We start from the raw sequence: 22,827 nt of genomic DNA, 5'->3' as shown, positions 1-22,827 counted from the left end.
AAACACTGATCCAAGCAGGCCTGAATAAATACCTCTTGGAAATGGCCAATATTCGAAACCTGAATTCCTGGGTCCACAGCGAAGAAAAAGATGAGGCGACGCGAAAGGCTCAGGATATGGTGCGGATGGCGGTGGCCAAAGCCGCCCTGTTGAGTCCGCTTCCGGAGAGCACCCTGCCCGTGACGCCGGTGGCTCTGGTGGTGGGAGCAGGTGTGACAGGGATGACGGCAGCCGCCAATCTGGCCGCTCACGGGTTTTCTGTCCATGTGGTGGAAAAAGAAAAGGACCTGGGGGGCATGGCCGCCCGGCTGCACAAGACATGGAGAGGTGAAAGCGTCCGGGCTTTTGTCGATGCCTTGAAGAAAGAGGTCCTGACGCATCCGAAAATCCAATGGCACCTGGGAGCAAGTCTTGTTGAAGCAGAAGGATTCGTCGGCAACTTTCGCACGACGATTCGCGAGAACGGATCTCTTCACACCATTGAGCACGGCGTGGTTTTGATCGCCACCGGCGCGCAGGAAAGAAAGCCTACCGAGTACCTCTACGGCGAGCATCCCGCTGTCGTCACCAACGTGGAATTGGACGAGCGCTTACAGGAAGATGACCCCAGATTAAAAAATCTCTCATCGGTCACTTTCATTCAGTGCGTGGGATCGCGGGATGAAGAGCGCCCCTATTGTTCTAGAGTATGCTGCGGGCATACCCTTCGAAACGCCTTGGAACTGAAAGCCCTCAATCCGGACATGAGCATCGCCGTGATTTATCGGGATATGAGAAGTTATGGCGTCTGGGAGGAGCTTTACCGACGTGCGCGCCACGCGGGTGTTCTTTTCTTTCGCTACCGGCCGGACGATAAACCGAAGGTCCTCAGGGAAGGCGACAAGCTCACCATTCAGGTCACGGATCATATCCTGCAGCGCCCGGTGAGCTGGACGACCGATCTGCTGTGTTTGGCTGCCGCCACCATTCCACAAGATAATAGGGACCTCGCCCGCCTCTATAAACTGCCTTTGGACCGAGACGGTTGGTTTCAAGAAGCTCATCAGAAACTTCGACCCGTGGATTTCGCCAATGATGGCATCTTTTTGTGCGGCATGGCGCACTATCCCAAACCTCTTGAGGAAAGCGTGACGCAGGCTCTGGCTGCCGCCGCCAAGGCCGTGTCCATTTTGAGTCGAGGCCAGGTGATTGTCGGAGGTTTGGTGAGTCGCATTGATGCGGCGCGATGCACGGGCTGCGGTGTGTGTCTTGAGATTTGTCCGTTCGGCGCCATTCAACGGGATGAGGTTGCGAGAACCGCTCGTGTTCTTGAGGCCTTGTGCAAAGGGTGCGGAGCGTGCGCTGCCGCCTGCCCTGCTGAAGCCCCGACCTTGCAAGGATTCACACATCGGCAAATGTACGCCCAAATCAAGAGTGCTCTGGCAGCTTGAGGGGCGGTGGTAAGGAAAGGCGCCAAACGGGGAGGAAGACATGGCAGAGAAGACTTTTCAGCCGAAAATTTTGGCTTTCCTGTGCAACTGGTGTGCTTACGGAGCCGCGGACTTGGCGGGTGTGAGTCGCTTGAGATACCCGCCGCATGTGCGCCCTATCCGCGTGATGTGTTCGGCTTCCGTTTCCCCTCACCACATTTTGCGAGCTTTTCAAAGCGGGGCCGACGGCATCCTGGTGGGGGCCTGCCACGTGGGGGACTGCCATTACCAGGTCGGTAATCACATGGCTCTGAAGAGAATACGCTTTTTGCAAGAGGTGCTCGCTTTTGTGGGCTTGGAGGGCCGTCTTCGTCTGGAATGGATTTCTTCCGCCGAAGGCCCGAAGTTCGCTCAGGTGGTGCGGGAATTGACTGAGGAGATTAGGGCTCTGGGCCCGAGCCCGATCCGTGAGAGCAAGAGGCCAAAGGAAATAATGCACCGGGAGTTTATCATGGGACGGCTGCGTCCGAGGACTTTAAGCCTTGAGGGGCGCAGACGTGTCGCCATGGCACGGGAAGGTGTGGGAGGCTACGATGCGTGATACCATTCGAAAATGGCTGGAAGACGGCGTGGTCGACGTCTTTTTGGGTTACAAGGCCGTGGATGGGCACGTGATTCCGTGGATTTTCAAAAAATCCGAATTGGACGAACTGGATGCGTTTTGTGACGGTCCCTACCGCTATCCCTTGGAAAAGATGGCACGGGAAATCCTTCAGGAGGATGAGCACGTGCGGGTGGGTCTTTTGGCACGCCAGTGCACGGAACGTGCTGTCACCATGTTACAGGCTCTGCAGGCCCTTGATCGCCAAAGACTGTGGCTTTTGTCCAGAGCGTGCTGCGCGTCTCCCGGGCAGACTCAGGTGGTGTGTTCAGCTCTGACCTGTCATGAAACGTCTGCGGACCTTACAGAAGAAGGCATTCCTGAGGGGACCTCGATACAAGCTTTGGAAGCCCTGCAATCCGATGAGAAGTTTTCTCGGTGGATGTATGAATTTGAAAAGTGCTTTAAGTGTTACGGGTGCCGCGACATCTGTCCTGTGTGCGTCTGCAAAGAATGCACGCTGCAGGATCCGGAATTGATCGAGACGGGGAGTCTCCCCACAGAAGTCCCGCTTTTTCACCTGGTGCGGGCGGTCCACATGGCCGGACGGTGCATTGACTGTGGATTGTGCGAGGAGGCGTGCCCGGCGCATATTCCCTTGCGCGCGCTGTACCAAAAAGTCGGCCTTGTGGTGCGGGAGCTTTACGGCTACGTGCCGGGTCAGGAAACGGTTCCGCTGATCTGGGGGCCTTTGAGTGACGGGGAGCTGGAGACTTTGGCTTCCGGCATGTGAGCGAAGACGCATCATTGTCGAAAATCGACCGAAAAGCAGGGGAGGAGCAGCCATGGAATATAAGATTGTGCCGTCCCTCTGTCCCTACTGCGGCACCGGGTGCGGGCTGCTGTACAAGGTCATGAACGGCAGAATCAACGGCGTGCTGCCTTTGAAAAGCCACCCGGTCAATGAAGGCAGACTTTGCATCAAGGGCTGGAATGCCCATGCCTTTGTGCACCATCCTTTGCGCCTGAAGGCGCCGCTGGTGAGGACCTTGGGACGTTTACACAAGGTCAGCTGGGAACGTGCCCTGCGCCTCACAGCGGATCGGCTCCTGGAGATTAAAGAACGCCATGGACCCGAGGCGATCGGGGTGCTTGTGTCCGCCAAGATGACGAACGAGGAGAACTACCTGGCGCAGAAATTGGCTCGGGCGGTTCTGGGAACCAACAACATTGACCATTGCGCCAGACTTTGACACTCCTCCACGGTGGTAGGTCTTGCCGCCGCGTTTGGAAGTGGAGCCATGACCAATTCCATCGCCGAGATGGAAGAGAGTGCATGCCTTTTCGTCATCGGCTCCAACACCACGGAATGCCATCCGCTCATTGCCACTCGAATCCTGCAAGCTCGACGCAAGGGAGCGGCGCTCTTGGTGGCCGATCCCAGAAGCACCCATTTGGGCTTGTTTGCCGATGTGGCGGTCCAGCACCGGTTGGGTTCGGATGTCGCTCTGTTGAACGGCATGATGTATCACATTGTGCGTAATGAGTGGCATGACACCGCCTATATTCGAGCACGCACGGAAGGTTTTGCGGAATTTTGCCGATCCGTGCTTACGTACCCTCCGGAGAGGGTTGAGGCTCTGACGGGGGTGGAGCCTGCTGTTGTGGAAGAGATGGCCAGGCTTTATGCCTGCAGCAAACCCGCCTCCATTGTCTACGCTATGGGGATCACACAGCACAGCACCGGCGTGGACAACGTCAAAGCGGTGTGCAATCTGGCTTTGCTTTGTGGAAACGTCGGTGTGCGCGGGGGCGGGGTCAACCCCTTGAGGGGCCAGAACAATGTTCAAGGCGCCTGTGATATGGGGGGCTTGCCTAATGTGCTTCCAGGGTATCAGCTGGTCACGGATCCCGAAGTGCGCCGAAGGTTTGCGCAGGTCTGGGGGGCTGATATTCCATCGCAACCGGGGTTGACCATTACGGAGATGGCGCACGCCATGGCCGACGGAAAACTGAAAGCTTTGTACGTGATCGGCGAAAACCCACGGTTGAGCGATCCGGACTGGAATCACTTGCGCCATGCCATGAAGCGCCTGGAATTCCTGGTGGTTCAGGACATCTTTTTGTCCGAAACAGCTCAGGTGGCGGATGTGGTTTTGGCTGCAGCGTCTTCGGCGGAAAAGGACGGTACTTTTACCAACACCGAACGCCGATGTATGCGGATTCGACCTGCCATAGACCCCGTGGGTGAAAGTCTGCCGGATTGGCGCATCCTCTGCCTTTTGGCTCAGGCCATGGGCTATGCCATGGACTACAGTGGGCCGCACGAGGTCATGGAAGAAATTGCGCTGTTAGCCCCCAAGCTGTACGGCGGTATGCGGTATGATCGGCTGGGCATTGACGGTCTCCAATGGCCCTGCCCGACAGTGGATCATCCGGGCACGCCTTTTCTTCACCAAGATCAGTTCAGCCGAGGTTTGGGAAAGTTCCATGTGGTTGAATACAAGGAACCCGTGGAAATGCCCACGCCGGAGGTCCCGTTGCAGCTCACCACCGGGCGCATGTTCGCGCATTATCACACAGGCACCATGACGCGCATTTCCAGCCGTCTGGACGCGGAACAAAAAGAAGGCTACGTGGAAATGCATCCGGAAGATGCCCGCGAGTTGGGCATTCGGGACGGAGAACTCGTTCGAGTCTCTTCGCGACGCGGGGAATTGGAGGCGCCGGCGCGAATCACACGGCGGGTGGCTCGAGGGACCGTCTTTATTCCCATTCATTTCGGCGAAAACCCGGTCAATATTCTGACCAGCGCCGACGCCTACGACCCGGTGGCCAAAATTCCCGAGTTCAAGGTGAGCGCCGTTTCCATCTCCAAAATCGTCGCCCTGTGAGGCCGCTTCATCTCTGGAAAAATCCAAAGACGGCGGTGGGTCCATATAGTCCTGGGCACAGCCTTCCTCAGGGGCCGATCACGGCATCAGCGCCCCCCATCGCCTGCAAGGGCGCTGGGGGGAAAGGTTACCTTGGCCACTGGGGGTGCTCTCAGGAAAAGACGGGGGTGGTTCTTACTGATTGACCCAAACGGCTTGGTGGCGAAAGTCGGCGAGGATTTGCTTGGTCACGGAGCTTTTGAGGAATCCCCAAGTGCCTTCGGAGCCCCCGTGCCCGAGCACCACAATGCCGGCATGCTGTTGCGCGCAGTATTTCAAAATGTCTGCGGCCACTTTGCCGGAGTGTGGTGCGGCCACAAGACGCAGGCGGTGAGCCTCCACGGCGCTGTGCCGAATCATATCCAGGACTTGCGCATAGTTGTGCTGAACGTCCATGGACTGGTCTGCCACCCAGCGGTTCATTTCCGCACTGGGTTCCCGGCCTTCGCAGATGATTTTCTTCGAGAGGCGTTTGGAAAAATGGACCACATCGATCAGAGTCGGCGTGTGTTCCAGCATAAAGAGGGCATGATCCAGGGCGCGCACCGACGCCGCATCTTCGGAGACGCACACCACGGCGCGCCCCGTGTCCACAGGTTCGTCCACAAACCAGATGGGGCTGACCAGACAGTGGTGCAGCAACGCCGAGGTATGGTCGCCCTTAAGGAATCCTTCTAAGCGGCTGCTGGATTGTTTGGGAAACAGCACGGCGTCGACGCGTTTGATGTCGGCCAGGCGACAGGCGTGCTGAGCCACACTCAATTCCTTTTCTTGCACCAGCTCATGGATGATCTCTTCACTAAAACCCGATGCCACGAGCTCCTGTTTGGCTCGAGCGCAGGCTTTTTGCGCCGCTTCTTCACGTTCTCTGAGAAACGCCTTCTTTTTGGCGACCTGATCAGGACTCAGCCGCCCTTCCGCGTAGACGGGAGGCAGGGGAGGGACCAGATAATGAACGGTCAGACTGATTTCCGATCGATTCGCATAAAGCTGGGTGAGAAAGCGAATGGGGCGAAGGGATTCTTCGGAATCATCAATGGGCAACAGAAAAGCTTTGGGCGTTGAAACCATAAAGGGCCTCCTTACGGGATCAGTTCACACAAGGGTGTGGCTTGGTCCTGAGCGGCGATGAGAAAACGCACATGGTGCCAAGGTTCCCCGTGCAGCCTTTGCTGAAGGGTGTCTCGAACCAATTGCGGATCATTGTTGATTTCGCTCAAGTGGGCCATGATGACGACCTGAAGGTTCCTGTGATGCACGTGCTGAAGCAGATCGCAGCATTCCTCGTTGCTGAGATGTCCATGACGGCTGCGAATGCGCTGCTTGAGGTGCCAGGCGTAGGGACCGTGGATCAGACGATCCACGTCGTGATTGGCCTCAACGATCAGACCATGGCATCCTTGAAGGCGCGAGCGCACCAGCTGGGTTGCCGTGCCGCAGTCGGTGCAGACGGCAAGGCGACACCCATTGTGTTCCACGATATAGCCCACGGGGTCTGCGGCATCGTGGGACAGGGCAAAGGGATGGACGATCAGGTCCCCTACAGAGAAGGCCCGGCCGGATTGAATGATGTGGGCACCTGCCAATTCGCCAAGCTGGCTGGGCAAACCTTCCAGGGTGGCTTGGGTGAGATAAACGGGAAGATCGAATCGGCGGCTCAGCACCCCGACTCCCCGAATATGGTCACTGTGTTCGTGACTGATGAGAACGGCGGCCAGCCTTTGAGGGCGCAGGCCGGAGCCTTCCATGCGGCGCACGATTTCCTTGGCGCTCAACCCCGCGTCCACGAGAAGGGCCGTGGAGGCGCTGGCCACATAGATGGCGTTGCCTTTGGATCCGCTGGCAAGAACTTGAAATTCCAGGGCCATGATTCGCCCATTTATGCGGCCGCCATGCCATGGGCGCCGCTTTCCACGGGTCCCAGAAGCATCACAGCGGTGTTTTCGGGCTGGTAGTGCTGCGCAAACCAAGCCCGCACATCCTCCACGGTCACGGCGTCAATGGCCTCTTCCACCTCCTCCAGAGGCACATGGCGGCCAAACACGAACTCGTTTTTGGCCAGCCGGTTCATGCGCGCATCGGTGCTTTCCGCATTCAAATACATGCTGCCCTTGAGGTATTCCCTGGCGGCGCTCAATTCCGACGCGGTGATGGCGTCGCGCCGGACGGCGTCCATCTCCGCGGTGATGACATCCAGGGTTTCCGTGACGTCCTCAGGAGCCACGGCGGCATAGACACCCATAAGGCCCGTGTCTTCATGGCTGTTTACAAAGGAATAGATGGAATAGGCAAGGGCCCGTTTTTCACGGACTTCCTGAAACAATCGGCTGCTCATGCTGTTGCCCAGCACCACGTTGACCACGTGGCAGGCGAATCGTTGCGGATCGCCATGAGAACATCCGGGAAACCCCAAGCAGATGTGGACTTGTTCCAGGTCCTTGGGCAGCAGGGTGTAGTGAGGAAACGTCTGTGGGGGCTGCCGACGGGGGGGCTGGCGGGTGTGGTTCAAAAAGGCCACATGAGGGGCCACCAGGTCCACAAAGGCTTCATGGTCCACGTTGCCCGCCGCGGCCACGAGCACAGCCTGCGGCGCGAGACGCCGGCCAAGAAAATCCATGATCTTGGACCGATTCAGAGCCAGAACGGATTCCGGAGTGCCGTAGATGGGGGCGCCCAGGGGGTGATCTTTCCAGAAGTGTTGTTGAAAAAGGATATGCACCAGGTCCTCCGGAGAATCTTCAATCATGTTGATTTCCTGCACCACGACCTGGCGTTCCTTTTCAATCTCTTCTTCGGCGAACAGTGAGTGAAGAAAGATGTCCATGAGCACATCCACCACCAGGTCCAGATGGGTGTCCAGCACCTTGGCGTGAACGCACAGATTCTCTTTGGAGGTAAAAGCGTTGGCAAACCCTCCCACCGCATCCAGCGCTTTGGCGATGTCCAAGGCGGAGCGCTGCGCTGTGCCTTTGAAGAGCATGTGTTCGATGAAATGGGTGATCCCTTGTTCGTGGGGTTCCTCATCCCGGGACCCCAGGTTGACCCAGATGCCCGTGGAGACGGAATGTACCCCGGGCATCTTTTCGGTCACAATACGAATGCCGTTGGACAGTTGGGTTTTGCGAACCAAAGCGGCCTCTTTATTTACGGTGTTCAGGATTGCCGAGCACAGCCTTGCGGCTCAGTCGTATGCGCCCTTCGCGATCGATGTCAATGATCTTCACCAACACCTCATCGCCTTCCTTGACCACGTCGGTCACTTTTTGCACTCGCTTGTGGTCCAACTGAGAAATGTGAATGAGGCCTTCCGTGTGCGGAAGGATTTCGGCAAAGGCGCCGAAGTCCGTGACCTTGGTGACCCGAGCCATGTAGACCTGACCGATTTCAGGTTCCATGGTCAGTCCTCGAATCTTGTCGATGGCCTTTTGGCACGCCTCCTTGTCCGGGCTCATGATGACCACGCGGCCCGAATCCTCAATGTCGATCTTGGCTCCGGTTTCTGCCACAATCCCTCGAATGATCTTGCCGCCCGGGCCGATGACATCGCGAATCTTTTCTGGGTTGATCTGAATGACTTCCATGCGCGGTGCATAGGGAGACAATTCCGGGCGTGGGGCCGAGAGCACCTCCCGCATGCGGGAGAGAATATAAAGGCGGCCCTGCCGAGCCTGTTCCAAGGCCCGCGTCATGATCTCTCGGCTGATGCCGGCGATCTTGACATCCATCTGAATCGCCGTCACGCCCTTGGCATTGCCGGTCACCTTGAAGTCCATATCCCCCAGATGATCTTCATCGCCAAGAATGTCGGAAAGAATCAGAAAATCATCGCCTTCCTTCACCAGACCCATGGCGATGCCGGCCACCATATCCTGCACAGGGACCCCGGCATCCATGAGAGACAAGCACGCGCCGCACACACTGGCCATGGAACTGCTGCCGTTGGATTCCAACACTTCGCAGACCACGCGAATGGTGTAGGGAAAAGAGCCGTTGGATGGCAGAATAGGTTTGACGGCGCGTTCCGCCAAAGCGCCGTGGCCGATTTCCCGTCGGCCGGGCCCGCGCAAGGGCCGCACTTCACCCACCGAATAAGGCGGAAAATTGTAGTGCAGCATGAAGGACTTGAAGGATTCTCCAGTGAGGGCTTCAATCTTTTGCTCATCGCTAGAGGAACCCAGAGTGGTCACGGCCAGCACCTGGGTTTCGCCGCGCCGAAACAGGGCGGAGCCGTGGGTGCGAGGCAGAAGGCCTACCTCGATGCTGATGGGGCGGATCTCATCAAAGGCCCGCCCATCGATGCGGCGCCGTTCCTGCACCATCATGCGCCGCACCGTCTCCTTTTCCAGCTTTTCCAGAACACGTTCCACATCCTTTTCCGAGCCTGGAAATTTTTCCGCCATGACAGCAAGCACACCGGCACGGAGCGCTTTCTTCTTCTCCCGGCGCTGCATCTTGTCGGGGGTGGTCATGGCCTCGCGCATGCCCTGTGTGGCCGTCTGCCGCACCGCTTCTTCCAGGTCGGCGAGGATCGAAGGCTCAATGATCTCTTCCTTGGGCAGGCCGGCGATGCGTCGCAGTTCATCCTGCGCGTCCAAAATGGGTAGAATGGCCCGATGCGCTTCGGCGATGGCTTCCAGAATGTCCGCTTCGGGAACGAACTGCCCGCCGCCTTCCACCATGACCACAGCGTCGCGGCTGCCGGCCACGACAATGTTCATGTCACTTTGTTCCAGCTGAGCGGCGCTGGGATTGATGATGAAGCGGCCGTCCAAGCGCCCGATGCGCACGGCGGCCACCGGTCCCGCAAAGGGAATGGGCGAAAGATGCAGGGCCGCCGAAGCCCCCGTCAAGGCCGCCACGTCGGGTTCATTTTCCTGATCCACGGAAAGGACCGTGGCGATCACCTGGGTTTCGTAAGCAAACCCTTTGGGAAACAGGGGACGAATGGGGCGGTCGATAAGTCGGGAAGTGAGGGTTTCCTTTTCACTGGGTCTTCCGATTTCCCTTCGAAAAAAGCCGCCTGGAATGCGCCCCGCGGCGTAACTCATTTCTTGGTATTCCACCAAGAGCGGCACAAAATCGATGCCTTCGCGGAGACGGTCTTCTTTTACGGCCGCCACCATGACCACGGTGTCGCCGTAGCGCACAAAAACCGCTCCGCTGGCTTGTCGGACCGCATGGCCCGTTTCAAAGATGAGGGGACGTCCGCCCACGTCAACCTGTACCGATTTCTTCATAGATCCGTTCCTCGTCTTTCCGGGGTCGATCGGCATTCCTACTAGCGGCGCAGCCCCAAGCGCTCGATCAACGTGTGGTAGCGATCGATGTTTTTGCGTTTCAAATAATTGAGCAGCTGTCGCCTTTGACCGACCAGCTTGAGCAGACCGCGCCGAGAATGGTGGTCCTTTTTGTGGACCTTGAAATGCTCGGTCAGATAATTGATGCGTTCGCTGAGCAAAGCGATCTGGACTTCAGGTGAGCCCGTATCGCTGGGGTGAATTTTGTAAGTGTCGATGATTTCTTTTTTCCTTTCTGGGGTGAGAACCACGGGTATCCTCCTTTGTCTAGATGAGAGAGTCCGATGATTGAAAGACCTTCAGACGACGTTGGCCAGGCTGAGCCACGGGCCACCACAGGGCCAGCAGCACGTTGTTGGGACCCATGAGACGCACAGGTCCGCCGTGTCCTTCCGCAACCACCGCTTGCGAATCCAGCCAGGTTTTAGGCAGTTGTCCGTGGCGTATTCGGTTTCGAATGGCGGCATCGGTCACCACCAAAGCAGGCAGATGGGAAAGGGCCGCATGAAGCGGAATGACGTGGCGCATCCACTCCCGATCGTGGGCCATCCTTTCCAAAGCGTCCAAAGGCAGAGCGTCATGGACCGAGAACGGTCCACAGTTCGTTCGACGCAGCGCCGTGACGTGGGCGCCGCAGCCGAGGCGGCGTCCCAGGTCGGCGGCCAATTGCCGGACATAGGTCCCCTTGGAACAATGCACACGGCAGGTGATTTCGGGCCATGTGTCGTCCTGAATGTGCAAGGCATAAATCTCCACCGGCCTGGAAGGCGTCTCCATGTCCTTGCCGGCACGCGCCCATTCATAGAGACGACGTCCGTGCACCTTGACAGCGGCGTATCGCGGCACCTGCTGCAGCTGCGGTCCCACCATTCCAGCCGCCGTGTTGCGAAGACGTTCAGGGCTCACGGCGGGTCCTTCGTAGACCCGTGTGACCCGACCCGTGAAATCCAAGGTGTCTGTTTCCACACCAAGGCGCGCACGGAAGACGTAACGCTTGTCCGTGTGCGTGAGCACTTCGGCGATGCGGGTGGCTTCGCCGAGGCACAGCACCAGAAGGCCTGTGGCAAAGGGATCCAGGGTGCCCGTGTGGCCCATTTTGGAAACACCCAGGCGGCGGCGCAAAGCGTCCACCACGTCATGGGATGTCCTTCCTTCGGGCTTGTCCACCAAAAGCAAGCCGTGCACGGGAACGGAACGTGGGCGTTGCGCCGAACGCTTACGGTGATCCATGGATGTCAGCGCCGTTTCATGCATAGGTGTTGAGATACTCCCGGGCTTTCTGTGTCACGGCCGCCCGCACTTGAGCCAACATGCCTTGCGTGCGAAAGGCCGCCGCGTGTCGATGCCCGCCGCCGCCGTAACGGCGCGCAAAAGCCGCCACATCCACAGGATCCTTGGAGCGTAGGCTTACGTGCACGGTGCCGTCATCTTCCTCGCGAAACAGCGCGGCCATGAGCACCGATCGGACACTGCGCAAATGGTTGATGAAGCTTTCCGCATCAGCCCGCGAAGCTCCCGTGTCCCGAAACATAGCCCGGCTCAGCTCGGCCGTGGCGAGCCGATTTTCGGCCTCAAAGGCCACGGTCAAAAGCACCTGGGCCAGAAGACGCAACCGTTGGGGAGATCCGGAATCGTAAATTTGGCTGGCGATAAAAGCGGGCTGTGCGCCGTGCGCCACGAGATCCGTGGCCATGGCCAGCACCTTGCGGGTTGTGTTGGAAAAACGAAAAGAGCCGGTATCGGTGAGGATGCCGGTGTAGAGCTGGGTGGCGAGAGCGGGCGTGATGGGCACGCCAAGGAACACCGCCAGGTCGTAGAGCAGTTCACAGGTGCTGCTGGCCTCAGGGTTCACCCAAGCCACGGTGCCAAAGGGATCGTGTGTGACGTGATGGTCGATATTGACCAGGGTCGGAACACGGGACAGGGAATCCCCCAAGACGGTGCCGACCCGATGGAATTCGCCGCAGTCCACTAGAATCGCTGTGTCATAGTCTGCGGCGGCATTCCAGGAATGGTGAATGCGGTCGATGCCTTCCAAGTAATCGTGACCTGGAGGAGGCGGGTCTTGGCAGTAGGCATCGACGGTTTTGCCCAACAGTTGCAACATGGTGCTGAGGGCCAAAAGGGAACCCACGGCATCGCCGTCGGGGCGCACATGGGTGGCCACGGCAAAGCGTCGACCTTTGGAAATGACTTGTTCCAAGGCGGCCAATGTCTGCATCCGGTCGGTTTCTTCAAAGGAGCCTTCTTGGAGCACCGTGCGGGTCCGTTCGCTGTAAGGGTCAGGACTCTTCATGGATTCGGTGAAGCAGCCGTTCAATTTTTTCTCCGTAATCAAATGAGGCGTCAAAAAAGAACTGAATGTCCGGTACGTAGCGCAATTCCACACGCCGGCCGATTTCGCGACGGATAAAGGGTCGAGCTTTTTCCAAAGCCTGAGCCACCTGCGGGCGTTCTTTTTCGGAGCCAACAAAGCAGTAGTAGATTTTGGCATACCGAAGATCGGCACTCACCTCCACGCTGGTGACGGTCAACTTCCCCAGTCGAGGATCCCGAACGCGCCGCAGCAGAATTTCGGCGACGGTGCGCTGCAAAAGATCCGCGACACGGTCCGCTCTTTTGTATTGCATGGTCTGTCCGTCGTCCCCCTCTGGAAACATCTTCGCCCACATGACCTTGCACTTTCGAAGGCTTACAAGGTCCGGTTGGGCTGAGATCGGCATTTTCTGACCCGTTCCTAAGAGCCTGTCTAAGATTACCTGTGGTCGGAGCGGCGCAAGCCACAACGCCTTATCGCGCCTTGCGGCGCTCCGACAACCCTAAGCCGAAAGCTCGGGACCAAACCGTTGTCGGATGAGCTTCTAAAGCGGGATCAGCTCAATGTCATGGCTTTCCAGATCGGCAACGCCCATGTCGGCCATGTATTCGACCACCTTGTCCAAAATGGCGTTGAGCAGGCGGGCATCGTTGCCGATGACGGCAATGCCCAATGTGGCCCGCTGATAGCGATCCAGATCATCCACTTCGGCAATAGCAATGGGAAAGCGGTTTCGACTCCTTTCGATGAGACTCTTGACAATCTTGCGCTTTCCCTTCAGCGAGTCGTTCCCGTGCAGCCGAAAAGTGACCCGGGCCACGCCCACGTTGACCGTGGTTTCCTTCATGCGGTTCACCCACATCAGAACCCAAGCACGCGGTCAGACGCAGCCCTCAAGGCTGCGGCCGATCTTCGTGACTCGGACTGGTTTCCAGAACCGGAGCCACTTCCACCAGTTGGTAGACTTCCAACAAGTCCCCCACTTTGATGTCACTGTAGTTTTCGATGGTCAAACCACATTCAAAGCCGGCTTTGACTTCGCGCGCATCATCCTTGAAACGTTTCAAGGAGGAGATTTTGCCATCCCAGACCACCACGCCGTCCCGAAGGATCCGCACCTTGGCGTTGCGTTCCACCTTGCCGTCGGTGACATAGCAGCCCGCCACGGTACCGATACGGGAAATGTGAAAAGTCTGGCGCACTTCTGCCCGGCCCACAATCTGTTCTTGGTACTGAGGTTCCAGCAACCCCACCATGGCGTCTTTGATGTCGTCCAGGATCTGGTAGATCACATCGTAGTAGCGAATGCTCACCTTTTCCTGTTCCGCCAGGTCCTGGGCCTTGGCGTCGGCGCGCACGTTGAACGCGATGATAATGGCGTTGGAAGCCGAGGCCAGCATAATGTCGCTTTCGGAAACTGCCCCGGTGCCGGCATGGATGAGCGACACCTTCACCTCGGGCGTGGACAGTTTGAGCAAGGAATCCCGAATGGCTTCCAGGGATCCCTGAACATCGGTTTTGAGAATAACGTTGATCTCTTTGATTTGGCCGTCCCGAATCTGTTCGTAGAGCTTTTCCAGACTGACCTTGGTGGTTCTGGACAGTTCCTTTTCCCGCGCTTTCAGTTGACGGTGTTCGGCGACGAGCTTGGCCTGCTTTTCATCAACCAGCACCACGAAATCGTCGCCCGCATTGGGCACGCCGGAAAGCCCCAAGACTTCCACGGGCACTGAAGGGCCCGCCGCCGTGATTCTCTGCCCCTTGTCGTTGAACATGCTGCGCACTCGGCCCGCATAGGTGCCGCACACATAAGCGTCCCCTTCGCGCAGCGTCCCTTCCTGCACCAGAATGGTGGCCACCGGTCCCCGGCCCTTGTCCAACTTGGCTTCTATGACGCGCCCTCGAGCCGGCTTTTGGGGGTTGGCTTTGAGTTCCAGCAGCTCGGCCTGCAGCAGCACCATTTCCAGAAGATCTTCAATGCCGATCTTTTTCTTGGCGGAAATTTCCACCATGGTGACATCCCCGCCCCATTCCTCAGGCAACAGGCCGTGTTCGGACAGTTCTCTCTTGACCCGATCGGGGTGGGCATTGGGTTTGTCGATCTTGTTGATGGCTACCACGATGGGCACACCGGCCGCCTTGGCATGGTTGATGGCTTCCACGGTCTGCTGCATGACCCCGTCGTCGGCGGCCACCACTAAAATGACGATGTCCGTCACCTTGGCCCCTCGAGCCCGCATGGCTGTAAAGGCTTCATGGCCCGGTGTGTCCAGAAAGGTGATGTGGCGCCCGTCCAATTCCACGAAATAGGCGCCGATGTGCTGGGTGATGCCGCCCGCCTCTTCGTCGATGACCTTGGTGTGGCGAATGGCGTCGAGAAGAGAGGTCTTGCCGTGGTCCACATGGCCCATGACGGTGACCACGGGGGGGCGAGGCTGCAAATCTTCCGGGCGGTCTTCGGCCGTATGCAAGATCTCTTCCTCTTCAAACCCGGCCTTTTCCACCTCATAGTCGAATTCGGCGGCGACCAGTGCCGCCGCGTCAAAGTCAATGGCCTGGTTGATATTGGCCGGAAGCCCCAGAGCCAGCAGTTTCTTGATGATTTCCGTGGCTTTGACGCCCATTTGCCGGGCCAAATTGGCCACCGTGATGGCCTCATCGATGCGAATGCGTCGCTTGATGGCTTTGGGGACGGTGATCTGAGGCTTTTGCGGACCGAGGTCCTCGCGCCGAAGTCCTCCCTTGCCCCGTTCATCTTGAGCACGCAGTTCCTTCTTGGAGTACAGATCTTCGCGCCCGACGACTTCCTTTCGACCCTTGCGCAGCTTCTTTTCGGGCAGAGTGGGTTCTTCTTCCGGGCGGAGACGCTTCTTGCGCAGAGGTTCTCGACTGATTTCCTGTTCCGGAATAAAGCGCACCACCGTCGGCGGCACTTCGGGTTCCTCTTCGGGTTCCGCGGGGATGACTTCCGGCAGACTGATAATGCGCGCCGGCTCGTCTTTTCGGCGTTTCCGTCGGCGCCGCTTGCCTTTTTTCTTCTTGCCCTTCTCGTCCTCTTCTTCCCCTTCTTCCGACACGACCGCCGGTTCCTCCACGGGCTCCACGGCCACTCGGACGGGTTTAGGGCGAGAAATGATGCGCGCCGGTCGATCCACTTCCTCCACCTCTTCGGCGACGGGTTCGGCAGCCTCTTCATCCGCCAGGTCAGAGGGAAAGGGTCCCGGAACCGCTTCCTCGACAGCCTCGGGCGGCATTGTGAGTTCTTGAGCCTGCACCAGCTTGGCGGACGTCTCTTCAGGCGCGGCTTCCGCTCCCGCTGCTTCCTGAAGGGCCGGTTCTTCAGGAACCGGTTCTGCCGGTGGCACTTCGGCAACCGTCGCTGGCGCCTCTTCACGAAGGTCTTCGACCCTCGGGGCCTCAACAGCCGGGGATACCGGGAGTGTCGGCTTCTCCGCAAGGGGCTCTTCGGCCTGCGGAATTTCCACGGGCTTCACGGGCGACTTCACAGCCGTCGCCACGGGGACTTCCACGGCGGCCGGCTCTTTCACGGCCACCTCAGCCTCTTTTTCCAGAATCTCGGGCGATGCCTCCGCCCCAGCCACTTCGACCTCTGCAGGCTCCTCGACCTCCATCTTTTTGCGCCGTCGAATCACCTGTCGGCCGATCCGTTTTTCCTCCACCTGTTTGGTCCCGTTCCCTTGCAGGTGTTCACGGATTTTGGCAATGGCCGATTCGCTCAAGGTGCTCATGTGGTTTTTTACGACGATCCCCATTTTGAGGATCTTGTCGAGGAGCTCCTTGCTATTCATATCCAACTCTTTGGCTAGTTCGTGCACCCTCATGCGTGCCATGGAAAAAAACCCCCTAGAAATCTTCAACAGCCGTGTCCCCGGACGCAGGCCGCGGACGTGTTGTGGTCTTATGCACACATAGCGATGGATCCTCCGTGTTTTTGCAGCCTGTCAACTCCGTGTGCAGGTGAAGCGTTTGCCGCAGCAAGGAGGGGGACAGGCCCTGAAGCCGGCCTCGAAAGGCTCGTGAGAGCCCTTTGCATGTGCTGACGCCGTCCAGACACGTTGGGCAGACGTACGCACCGCGTCCCGACAGGCGCTGCCGAAGGTCAGGAATCACCAGGCGGTGTCCATTCAGCACGAGCCGCACCAGGTCCTTCTTCGGGCGCTTGGTCCGGCACACCACACAAGTTCGATAAGGAGTGTGCCCTCGGCGTTGCATTCTTATTCCACCGATTTTGCCTGCTCCTCGGGTTCCGGCTCTTCCACTTTCCCCTCGTCCTCGGCATGGTTTTCGGCCTCATCCTCGTTCGTCTCGTCGGCTTCCAATTCCTGGCTGGTTTCCAGCAAGGTTTGCGCCTGAGCCTGCATGGCTTCCAGAGCCGACATGGAAAGGCCGGTCAAAGACTCCAACTCCTCCGTATCCGCCTCACAAAAGTCTCTCAAGGACGTGATGCCCGCTTCATACAGCTTGTCGGCCATCTCCTCGGAGAGGTTGTCGATATGCAGCAAAGCCTGGTAGCCGGCTTGTTTTTGCCGTTCGTAGCGGGATTCACTTTTCACGTCGATGTGCCAGCCCGTGATGCGCGATGCCAACCGCACATTTTGGCCCCGGCGGCCGATGGCCAAAGACAGCTGATCGTCAGGCACAATGACTTCCATGCTGCGATTCGTCTGGTCAATGATGACCTTGGTGATGATGGCCGGGGCCAAGGCATTGACCACGAACTTGGCCGGATCCATGTTCCAGGGCACGATGTCGATTTTTTCGCCACGCAGCTCCTGCACCACCGCCTGGACTCTGGATCCCTTCATGCCGACGCAGGCGCCTACGGGATCCACGTCCGGGTCCTTGGACACCACGGCGATTTTGGCCCGGGATCCGGGCTCGCGGGCCGCGGCCAAAATGCTCACCGTTCCGTCACTCACCTCAGGCACCTCGATACGAAAAAGCTGAATCAGGAAGTCCGGATGGGTGCGGCTCAACACAATCTGCGGGCCTTTGCTGATCTTCTTGACATCCAAAATGTAGGCTCGAATGCGATCTCCCTGGCGATACACCTCCCGAGGAATCTGTTCCTTGACTGGAAGAATGGCTTCGGCGCGGCCCAAGTTGACGATGATGCCGGAACGGTCCACCTTCTGGACGATGCCTGTAATGATTTCGCGCTTACGGTCCTTGTACTCCTCGTAGGTGGCTTCTCTTTCGGCATCCTTCATTTTTTGGATGATCACCTGCTTGGCGGATTGGGCGGCAATGCGGCCCAGGGTGTCCGTGTCCATGCGAATGCCCAGTTCATCACCGATTTCCGATTCCGGGTCCAGGTCTCGAGCCTGCTCGAGGGAGATCTGCTTTTCCGGGTCCTCCACCTCTTCCACCACTTCCTTAAACGTAAAGGCTTCCATCTCGCCGAATTCGTCGTTGTACGAGACCTCCACATCGATTTTGGACCCGTATCGCTTCTTGATGGCCGACTTCACCGCTTCGACCAAGGTGTCAATCAACACGGCGCGGTCGATCCCTTTTTCTCGACTGACTTGATCGATCAACCGCTTCAATTCACTGGCCATAACGCCCCTTCTCCTCCTGTGCCCAACTTTGGTCCTGAAACCGGCCTTGCATCCTGGGTCTGGTTCAATCGTAATGCCTTGACTTTGGGGGCCCCTCAAGCGATTCGAAATAGCGCAGACGAGCCCGATCCACAGCGTCTAAAGGAATGTCGTAGGGCGTACCGTCGCATACCACACGGATGCCTTCCGGGTGGGCCGCCACCAGAGTGCCTTTAAAGTTCTTGCGAGTCCCGATGGGAAGTCGCGTGCGCACGGTAACCACTTTGCCGATCTGACGTTGGAAATGCTCCCAGCGTCGAAGAGGCCGGTCCAGCCCCGGGGAGGACACCTCCAGATGGTACGGCCCCTGAATGGGATCCTCCACGTCCAAGAGGTCACTCACAATGCGGCTGACCGCCGCGCAATCTTCCACACTGACCCCGCCGTCACGATCCACAAAAAGGCGCAGCACCCAGCCTTGACTTTCCCTGCGGTACTCCACCTCCACCAGCTCCATCCCTTCCGCCGTGATCAGCGGCGTGGTGAGATCCCAGATTTTTTGCACGACCTCTCGGGTCGCCTCTTCGTTTCCGCTCATCGCAAAGTGCCTGATGCAAAAAAAAAGTGGGCATTCAGCCCACTCCCATTAGTAGAGCAATGATCACAGAAAATCCGGCTTCAGTGCCGTGAAGTGCGACGTTCACAAAAGACCGTGTTGAACATTGTCATCCACTAATCGAAGTCGGCGTCCCCCGAAAACACCGCTCCCGCCACCTCAAAAAGGGAAGCCCTTTCGCTCCAAGAAAGGGTGAGCTCTTTGTCGCGTGGAGCGGGCAACGGGATTCGAACCCGCGACCCCAAGCTTGGGAAGCTCGTGCTCTACCAACTGAGCTATGCCCGCTCTCGTGCCACAACGGGGCCATCCTAGAAAGTTCCCCCCGACAAGTCAAGCCCAATGTCGTGAAGCCTCTCTTGCGGGGGCAAGGAGGGAGGCGAATCAAAAAAATTTTAACCTTTTTACGCGTTTTGGCCCTACCCATCCCGCTTCCGGCACCTGTTGCAGCCCTATGGGCGCATCTTCTCTTTAATGCCAGGACCGGTTACCTCTTAAAAAAGTGTCCGAGAATGGTTTCCGGGCTGGTTTTCGCTTCATTCAGTAGGAGCCCGCTCATTCCGCAGGAGCGCCGCAAGGCGCGATCAGGTGTTGCGGTTCGCGCGGCTCCTACGGAACGTGTTCTCGGACAGGCTCCCCTTAGGACGTGGAACAGTAAAAGTTTTCTCGGCACAAGCCTGGGGGTCAAGGGACCGGATGGTCCTTTGGACTGAAAGGCTGGTAGGCTTTCGTAACCGGGGGAGAGGTCAAGCCATGGAGCATGGCTTTTACGAAATCATCGATCACACGGCGGATGTGGGGCTCCGCGTGCATGGGCGGCATCCGGCGCACGTTTTTGAAAAGGCCGCTCTGGGATTCTACGACCTCATGGTGTCTTTGACGGCCATTGAAGCCTTCCAGGTTCGCCATGTGCGCGTGGAGGCCGAGACCTTGGATGAGCTTTTGGTGCACTGGTTGTCCGAACTGCTCTATCTCTTTGACGTAGAAGGGTTTCTGGGCAGGAAAGTGGACGTGGTGTTGGAGCCTCAATGGCGCTTGGAAGCGAACGTGCACGGTGAAGTCTTTGATCCGCAGCGCCATGAACTGAAGCTGCTCTACAAGGCCGTGACATACCACAAAGCTTCCGTGGAGTTTTGCGACGGGTCCTGGACGGCCCAAGTCATTTTGGACATTTGAGACCTGCCTGGGCGCATAGGGCTCAGGCAAGCACGGAGGTTTGGCCATGAGCGCCAAGGATCATCTTTCGTTGGAAAAATTAGACAATTGGCGCTGGAAAATTCCTCGCACTGGCGCCATGCGCACGGACGGCATCATCTATGCGGCCGAAAAAATGCTGCACGCCATTCGCCAAGATCAGGCCATGGATCAGGTGGCCAATGTGGCCTGTCTGCCGGGCATCGTGGGCTATTCCATGGCCATGCCGGACATTCACTGGGGTTACGGCTTTCCCATCGGGGGTGTGGCCGCCTTTTCCATGGAAGAAGGTATTGTGTCTCCGGGTGGCGTGGGCTACGACATCAATTGCGGTGTGCGCCTCATGACCACCCATTTGAAGGCCAGGGAGCTGGGTACGGAAAAGATCCGCGATCTAGTCACGGCTCTGTTTCGTAACATTCCCTCGGGCGTGGGTTCGTCCCGTAAGGATTTCAGACTCAGTGAAGCCGAACTGGACCGTGTGCTCCTCAAGGGGGCTCAGTGGGCGGTTTCCATAGGGTTCGGTGAAGCCGCCGACCTGGAACGCATCGAAGAAGGGGGATGCATTTCATGGGCCGATCCTGACCAGGTGTCCGCCAAGGCCAGAGAACGAGGGCGATCCCAGCTCGGCACCTTGGGATCGGGCAATCATTTTGTGGAAATCGGCGTTGTGGAGGAGATCTACGAGGATAAGACGGCGGAGGTCTTCGGGTTGTTTCAAGGACAACTGACGGTTTTTGTGCACACGGGTTCTCGAGGTCTGGGCCATCAGGTGTGTGACGACTTTATCCGCGTCCTGCTCAAGAGCACGCAAAAGTATGGTATCGACCTTCCAGATAAACAGCTGTGCTGTGCTCCGGTTTCCTCTTCGGAAGGCCAAAGCTATTTGGGCGCCATGGGTGCGGCGGCCAATTTCGCCTTTGCCAATCGACAGATGATCAGCCATTGGGTGCGGGAAACCTTTGAACAGTTCTTCGGGCAATCTTCGGAACGTCTAGGGCTGAGCCTCCTCTATGACGTGTGCCACAATATGGCCAAGATCGAGGAACACGAGTGGCAAGGGCGGCGCCGTAAACTCTGCGTGCACCGCAAAGGAGCCACACGAGCCTTTGCGGCGGGGCATGAAGCCGTTCCGGCCGCCTACCGGTCCGTGGGACAGCCTGTGCTGATTCCCGGGGATATGGGGCGCTACAGCTACGTGCTGGTGGGAACGGATCGAGCGATGCAGGACACCTTTGGCAGCACATGCCACGGTGCGGGCCGAGTGCTCAGCCGTCACCAGGCGGTGAAGAGCGCCAAAGGCCGAAGCATTTTCAAAGAAATGGAAGAGCGAGGCGTTTTCGTGCTGGGCGCCAGCAAGGCCACGCTCGTGGAAGAGATGCCTGAAGCGTACAAAGACGTGAGCGACGTGGTGGACGTGGTGGCCCAAGCGGGCATCAGCCGCCCCGTGGCCAAACTTAGACCCCTCGGCGTCATAAAAGGGTAAAGCGCCCGGCTGCCGGGCCTCGGCTTACAGGTCCACGTGAAGGATGCGGTAGGTGCGTTCGCCGGCGGGGGTGAGCACCGTGATTTCTTCTCCGGGGTTTCGGCCCATGAGGCCTCGGCCGACGGGGGAGTCGATGGAGAGCTTGCCGTTGCACACATCGGATTCAAAAGGACCCACCATCTGAAAATGAAAGACCTGGCCCGTATCCATGTTCATGACAGCAATGCGAGCGCCGAAGGTCACACGCCGGGCAAGAAATTTGCCTCCCACAACGATTTCACAACGGGCGATTTTGGCCTGCAGGTCGTCGATCTTTTTTTGCAGCACACGGTGCTGTTCACGAGCCAGAAGGTATTGCTGGTTGTCGATCTTAATGCCATAGAGGCGGGCTTCCTGCAATTCTTCCAGCACCCGCGGCCGAACCACACGCCGCAGATAAACCAACTGGGCGTAGAGATTTCGAAAACCTTGGCGTGTGATAGGAATCTTTTCCATCAGTTTCTTTTCCGGTCCTTTTAGCCCAACTTGAACGGGGCGCGCGTGCCTTAGAAGCCTGTCCGAGACCCCATTTCTTACAGCTTGAGGTCTAGTAATTTCAATGACTCACAAGGCTGCATTTAAGCAAAATCTGCATTCTTCGACGGCCTCCTTGGGAGCGCATTTAAGAAGGGTTTCAGCATGCGCTTTCGGCTCGATGTTGTCGGATTGCCGCATGGCGCGATAAAGCATTCCGGCGGACGCCGCTTGGACGAAGGGTGTTTTCGCACAGGCTCCTTGGGGTCTTCATCATGCGCATCCTGCAGGGCCGGAGGTCAGCCCGCGCTGTGGGACAAAGCCAAGGCGCCGCAAGCCCTCAAGCTTTCGTAAAGACAAAGAGCGATCACGGTCTTGCCGTCCGTGATGGTGCCTTCGTGAATGCCGCGCCTCACCTGGTCCACCGAAAGAATTTCCACCCGGGAAATTTCATCCTCATCGCCGCAGGCCCGTTCCCGACTCAGGCCTGAGGCCGCAAAAATGACGATGACTTCGTCCGAATACCCGATGGCCGGATGATATCGAAAAATGGGCACCAGAGTGGAAGCCCGATAGCCCGTCTCTTCCAAAAGTTCGCGCCGAGCGCCGTCTTCCGCGGATTCTCCCGTATCCAGCTTTCCCGCTGGAATCTCCAACGTTTCTCGACCGACGGCGTAACGCCACTGGCGCACCATGAGCACCTGCGTGCAATGGGAATCGACAAAGGCCAAAACCGCGGCCGCTTCGGGATGTTCCATGCGAATCCGTTCCGTAATTTTTCCCGTACGCAGTCGCACCGCGTCCAAATGGGCACTGAAATGATTCGCATGAATGCTAGCCAATGTGCGAAGGCGTTCTTCCATGGCAACACCAGACTCCACCGTTCAAGGTTTTCCGCGCCGA

Annotated in this window: 20 protein-coding genes, 1 tRNA gene and 1 pseudogene; 6 read left to right on the top strand and 16 right to left on the bottom strand. The window is 58.0% G+C overall.

Annotated features, from left to right (window positions below; all coding sequences use genetic code 11):
* From ACUVSA_RS13830 to fdhF, 4 genes and pseudogenes are all read left to right on the top strand, one after another.
* Positions 1 to 1,430, top strand: a 1,430-nt coding sequence (locus ACUVSA_RS13830) for a CoB--CoM heterodisulfide reductase iron-sulfur subunit A family protein (protein WP_445895253.1), incomplete at its 5' end; no start/stop codon positions are given.
* A 40-nt stretch (positions 1,431 to 1,470) separates the two neighbouring features.
* A pseudogene (locus ACUVSA_RS13825) lies at positions 1,471 to 1,875 on the top strand (hydrogenase iron-sulfur subunit); the annotation flags it as partial.
* A 127-nt stretch (positions 1,876 to 2,002) separates the two neighbouring features.
* Entirely contained in the window at positions 2,003 to 2,803 is an 801-nt protein-coding gene (locus tag ACUVSA_RS13820; protein ID WP_445890525.1) for a 4Fe-4S binding protein, read from the top strand.
* A 52-nt stretch (positions 2,804 to 2,855) separates the two neighbouring features.
* Entirely contained in the window at positions 2,856 to 4,904 is a 2,049-nt protein-coding gene (fdhF, locus tag ACUVSA_RS13815; protein WP_445890526.1) for a formate dehydrogenase subunit alpha, read from the top strand.
* A 174-nt stretch (positions 4,905 to 5,078) separates the two neighbouring features.
* Here fdhF and ACUVSA_RS13810 read toward each other — a convergent pair whose 3' ends face one another.
* The 14 genes from ACUVSA_RS13810 to ACUVSA_RS13745 form a co-directional block, all read right to left on the bottom strand.
* On the bottom strand, positions 5,079 to 6,014 hold the full coding sequence (locus ACUVSA_RS13810) for a universal stress protein (RefSeq protein WP_445890527.1): 936 nt from the start codon (positions 6,012 to 6,014) through the stop codon (positions 5,079 to 5,081).
* Positions 6,015 to 6,025: 11 nt separating this feature from the next.
* The gene (locus ACUVSA_RS13805) at positions 6,026 to 6,811 is read right to left on the bottom strand and encodes an MBL fold metallo-hydrolase (RefSeq protein WP_445895252.1); all 786 of its coding nucleotides are present in this window, start codon (positions 6,809 to 6,811) and stop codon (positions 6,026 to 6,028) included.
* Between the two features lie 11 nt (positions 6,812 to 6,822).
* Positions 6,823 to 8,073: a M16 family metallopeptidase gene (locus ACUVSA_RS13800; RefSeq protein ID WP_445895251.1), complete on the bottom strand. Its 1,251-nt coding sequence runs from the start codon at positions 8,071 to 8,073 to the stop codon at positions 6,823 to 6,825.
* Between the two features lie 10 nt (positions 8,074 to 8,083).
* Positions 8,084 to 10,180: a polyribonucleotide nucleotidyltransferase gene (pnp, locus tag ACUVSA_RS13795; RefSeq protein ID WP_445895250.1), complete on the bottom strand. Its 2,097-nt coding sequence runs from the start codon at positions 10,178 to 10,180 to the stop codon at positions 8,084 to 8,086.
* Between the two features lie 41 nt (positions 10,181 to 10,221).
* Positions 10,222 to 10,491, bottom strand: coding sequence for a 30S ribosomal protein S15 (rpsO, locus tag ACUVSA_RS13790; protein WP_445890531.1), 270 nt, complete (start codon positions 10,489 to 10,491; stop codon positions 10,222 to 10,224).
* A gap of 16 nt (positions 10,492 to 10,507) precedes the next feature.
* A complete protein-coding gene (truB, locus tag ACUVSA_RS13785) occupies positions 10,508 to 11,494 on the bottom strand; it encodes a tRNA pseudouridine(55) synthase TruB (protein ID WP_445895249.1) in 987 nt (328 codons plus the stop codon).
* Entirely contained in the window at positions 11,487 to 12,536 is a 1,050-nt protein-coding gene (locus tag ACUVSA_RS13780) for a DHH family phosphoesterase (RefSeq protein WP_445895248.1), read from the bottom strand. Before ACUVSA_RS13780 ends, truB begins: the two co-directional genes overlap by 8 nt.
* The gene (rbfA, locus tag ACUVSA_RS13775) at positions 12,523 to 12,912 is read right to left on the bottom strand and encodes a 30S ribosome-binding factor RbfA (protein WP_445895247.1); all 390 of its coding nucleotides are present in this window, start codon (positions 12,910 to 12,912) and stop codon (positions 12,523 to 12,525) included. The genes ACUVSA_RS13780 and rbfA overlap by 14 nt, the downstream gene beginning before the upstream one ends.
* A 189-nt stretch (positions 12,913 to 13,101) precedes the next feature.
* Complete coding sequence (locus ACUVSA_RS13770; RefSeq protein ID WP_445890535.1) at positions 13,102 to 13,404, bottom strand: DUF503 domain-containing protein; 303 nt, start codon at positions 13,402 to 13,404, stop codon at positions 13,102 to 13,104.
* Between the two features lie 46 nt (positions 13,405 to 13,450).
* Complete coding sequence (infB, locus tag ACUVSA_RS13765) at positions 13,451 to 16,408, bottom strand: translation initiation factor IF-2 (protein ID WP_445895246.1); 2,958 nt, start codon at positions 16,406 to 16,408, stop codon at positions 13,451 to 13,453.
* A gap of 13 nt (positions 16,409 to 16,421) precedes the next feature.
* Entirely contained in the window at positions 16,422 to 16,790 is a 369-nt protein-coding gene (locus tag ACUVSA_RS13760) for a YlxR family protein (RefSeq protein WP_445895245.1), read from the bottom strand.
* A gap of 2 nt (positions 16,791 to 16,792) precedes the next feature.
* Entirely contained in the window at positions 16,793 to 18,139 is a 1,347-nt protein-coding gene (nusA, locus tag ACUVSA_RS13755) for a transcription termination factor NusA (RefSeq protein ID WP_445895244.1), read from the bottom strand.
* A 64-nt stretch (positions 18,140 to 18,203) separates the two neighbouring features.
* Positions 18,204 to 18,716 carry a ribosome maturation factor RimP gene (gene rimP / locus ACUVSA_RS13750; RefSeq protein WP_445895243.1) on the bottom strand — a complete coding sequence of 171 codons (513 nt, stop codon included), beginning with the start codon at positions 18,714 to 18,716 and terminating at the stop codon, positions 18,204 to 18,206.
* A gap of 227 nt (positions 18,717 to 18,943) precedes the next feature.
* Positions 18,944 to 19,019: transfer RNA gene (locus tag ACUVSA_RS13745), tRNA-Gly, on the bottom strand.
* A gap of 465 nt (positions 19,020 to 19,484) precedes the next feature.
* Between ACUVSA_RS13745 and ACUVSA_RS13740 the strand changes: the two genes are divergently transcribed.
* Positions 19,485 to 19,907, top strand: coding sequence for an archease (locus ACUVSA_RS13740; protein WP_445890540.1), 423 nt, complete (start codon positions 19,485 to 19,487; stop codon positions 19,905 to 19,907).
* Positions 19,908 to 19,953: 46 nt separating this feature from the next.
* Positions 19,954 to 21,411, top strand: a complete 1,458-nt coding sequence (locus ACUVSA_RS13735) for an RtcB family protein (RefSeq protein ID WP_445895242.1) — start codon at positions 19,954 to 19,956, stop codon at positions 21,409 to 21,411.
* 24 nt (positions 21,412 to 21,435) lie between these two features.
* Here ACUVSA_RS13735 and ACUVSA_RS13730 read toward each other — a convergent pair whose 3' ends face one another.
* A complete protein-coding gene (locus tag ACUVSA_RS13730; protein ID WP_445890542.1) occupies positions 21,436 to 21,906 on the bottom strand; it encodes a GreA/GreB family elongation factor in 471 nt (156 codons plus the stop codon).
* Between the two features lie 317 nt (positions 21,907 to 22,223).
* A complete protein-coding gene (locus ACUVSA_RS13725) occupies positions 22,224 to 22,787 on the bottom strand; it encodes an NUDIX hydrolase (protein ID WP_445890543.1) in 564 nt (187 codons plus the stop codon).
* Positions 22,788 to 22,827: the final 40 nt, after the last annotated feature.

The organism is Desulfosoma sp., assembly GCF_052743555.1.
The sequence above is the reverse complement of the archived record's forward strand: the minus strand, read 5'-3'. Positions and strand labels throughout refer to the sequence as shown.

What these genes read in the sequence shown, in the direction of transcription:
- ACUVSA_RS13820 (WP_445890525.1), top strand. Translation starts at nt 2,003, where the DNA reads ATGCGTGATACCATTCGAAAATGGCTGGAAGACGGCGTGGTCGACGTC.
- ACUVSA_RS13810 (WP_445890527.1), bottom strand. Translation starts at nt 6,014, where the DNA reads ATGGTTTCAACGCCCAAAGCTTTTCTGTTGCCCATTGATGATTCCGAA.
- ACUVSA_RS13805 (WP_445895252.1), bottom strand. Translation starts at nt 6,811, where the DNA reads ATGGCCCTGGAATTTCAAGTTCTTGCCAGCGGATCCAAAGGCAACGCC.
- pnp (WP_445895250.1), bottom strand. Translation starts at nt 10,180, where the DNA reads ATGAAGAAATCGGTACAGGTTGACGTGGGCGGACGTCCCCTCATCTTT.
- truB (WP_445895249.1), bottom strand. Translation starts at nt 11,494, where the DNA reads ATGCATGAAACGGCGCTGACATCCATGGATCACCGTAAGCGTTCGGCG.
- ACUVSA_RS13780 (WP_445895248.1), bottom strand. Translation starts at nt 12,536, where the DNA reads ATGAAGAGTCCTGACCCTTACAGCGAACGGACCCGCACGGTGCTCCAA.
- rbfA (WP_445895247.1), bottom strand. Translation starts at nt 12,912, where the DNA reads ATGTGGGCGAAGATGTTTCCAGAGGGGGACGACGGACAGACCATGCAA.
- ACUVSA_RS13770 (WP_445890535.1), bottom strand. Translation starts at nt 13,404, where the DNA reads ATGAAGGAAACCACGGTCAACGTGGGCGTGGCCCGGGTCACTTTTCGG.
- infB (WP_445895246.1), bottom strand. Translation starts at nt 16,408, where the DNA reads ATGGCACGCATGAGGGTGCACGAACTAGCCAAAGAGTTGGATATGAAT.
- ACUVSA_RS13760 (WP_445895245.1), bottom strand. Translation starts at nt 16,790, where the DNA reads ATGCAACGCCGAGGGCACACTCCTTATCGAACTTGTGTGGTGTGCCGG.
- nusA (WP_445895244.1), bottom strand. Translation starts at nt 18,139, where the DNA reads ATGGCCAGTGAATTGAAGCGGTTGATCGATCAAGTCAGTCGAGAAAAA.
- rimP (WP_445895243.1), bottom strand. Translation starts at nt 18,716, where the DNA reads ATGAGCGGAAACGAAGAGGCGACCCGAGAGGTCGTGCAAAAAATCTGG.
- ACUVSA_RS13740 (WP_445890540.1), top strand. Translation starts at nt 19,485, where the DNA reads ATGGAGCATGGCTTTTACGAAATCATCGATCACACGGCGGATGTGGGG.
- ACUVSA_RS13735 (WP_445895242.1), top strand. Translation starts at nt 19,954, where the DNA reads ATGAGCGCCAAGGATCATCTTTCGTTGGAAAAATTAGACAATTGGCGC.
- ACUVSA_RS13730 (WP_445890542.1), bottom strand. Translation starts at nt 21,906, where the DNA reads ATGGAAAAGATTCCTATCACACGCCAAGGTTTTCGAAATCTCTACGCC.
- ACUVSA_RS13725 (WP_445890543.1), bottom strand. Translation starts at nt 22,787, where the DNA reads ATGGAAGAACGCCTTCGCACATTGGCTAGCATTCATGCGAATCATTTC.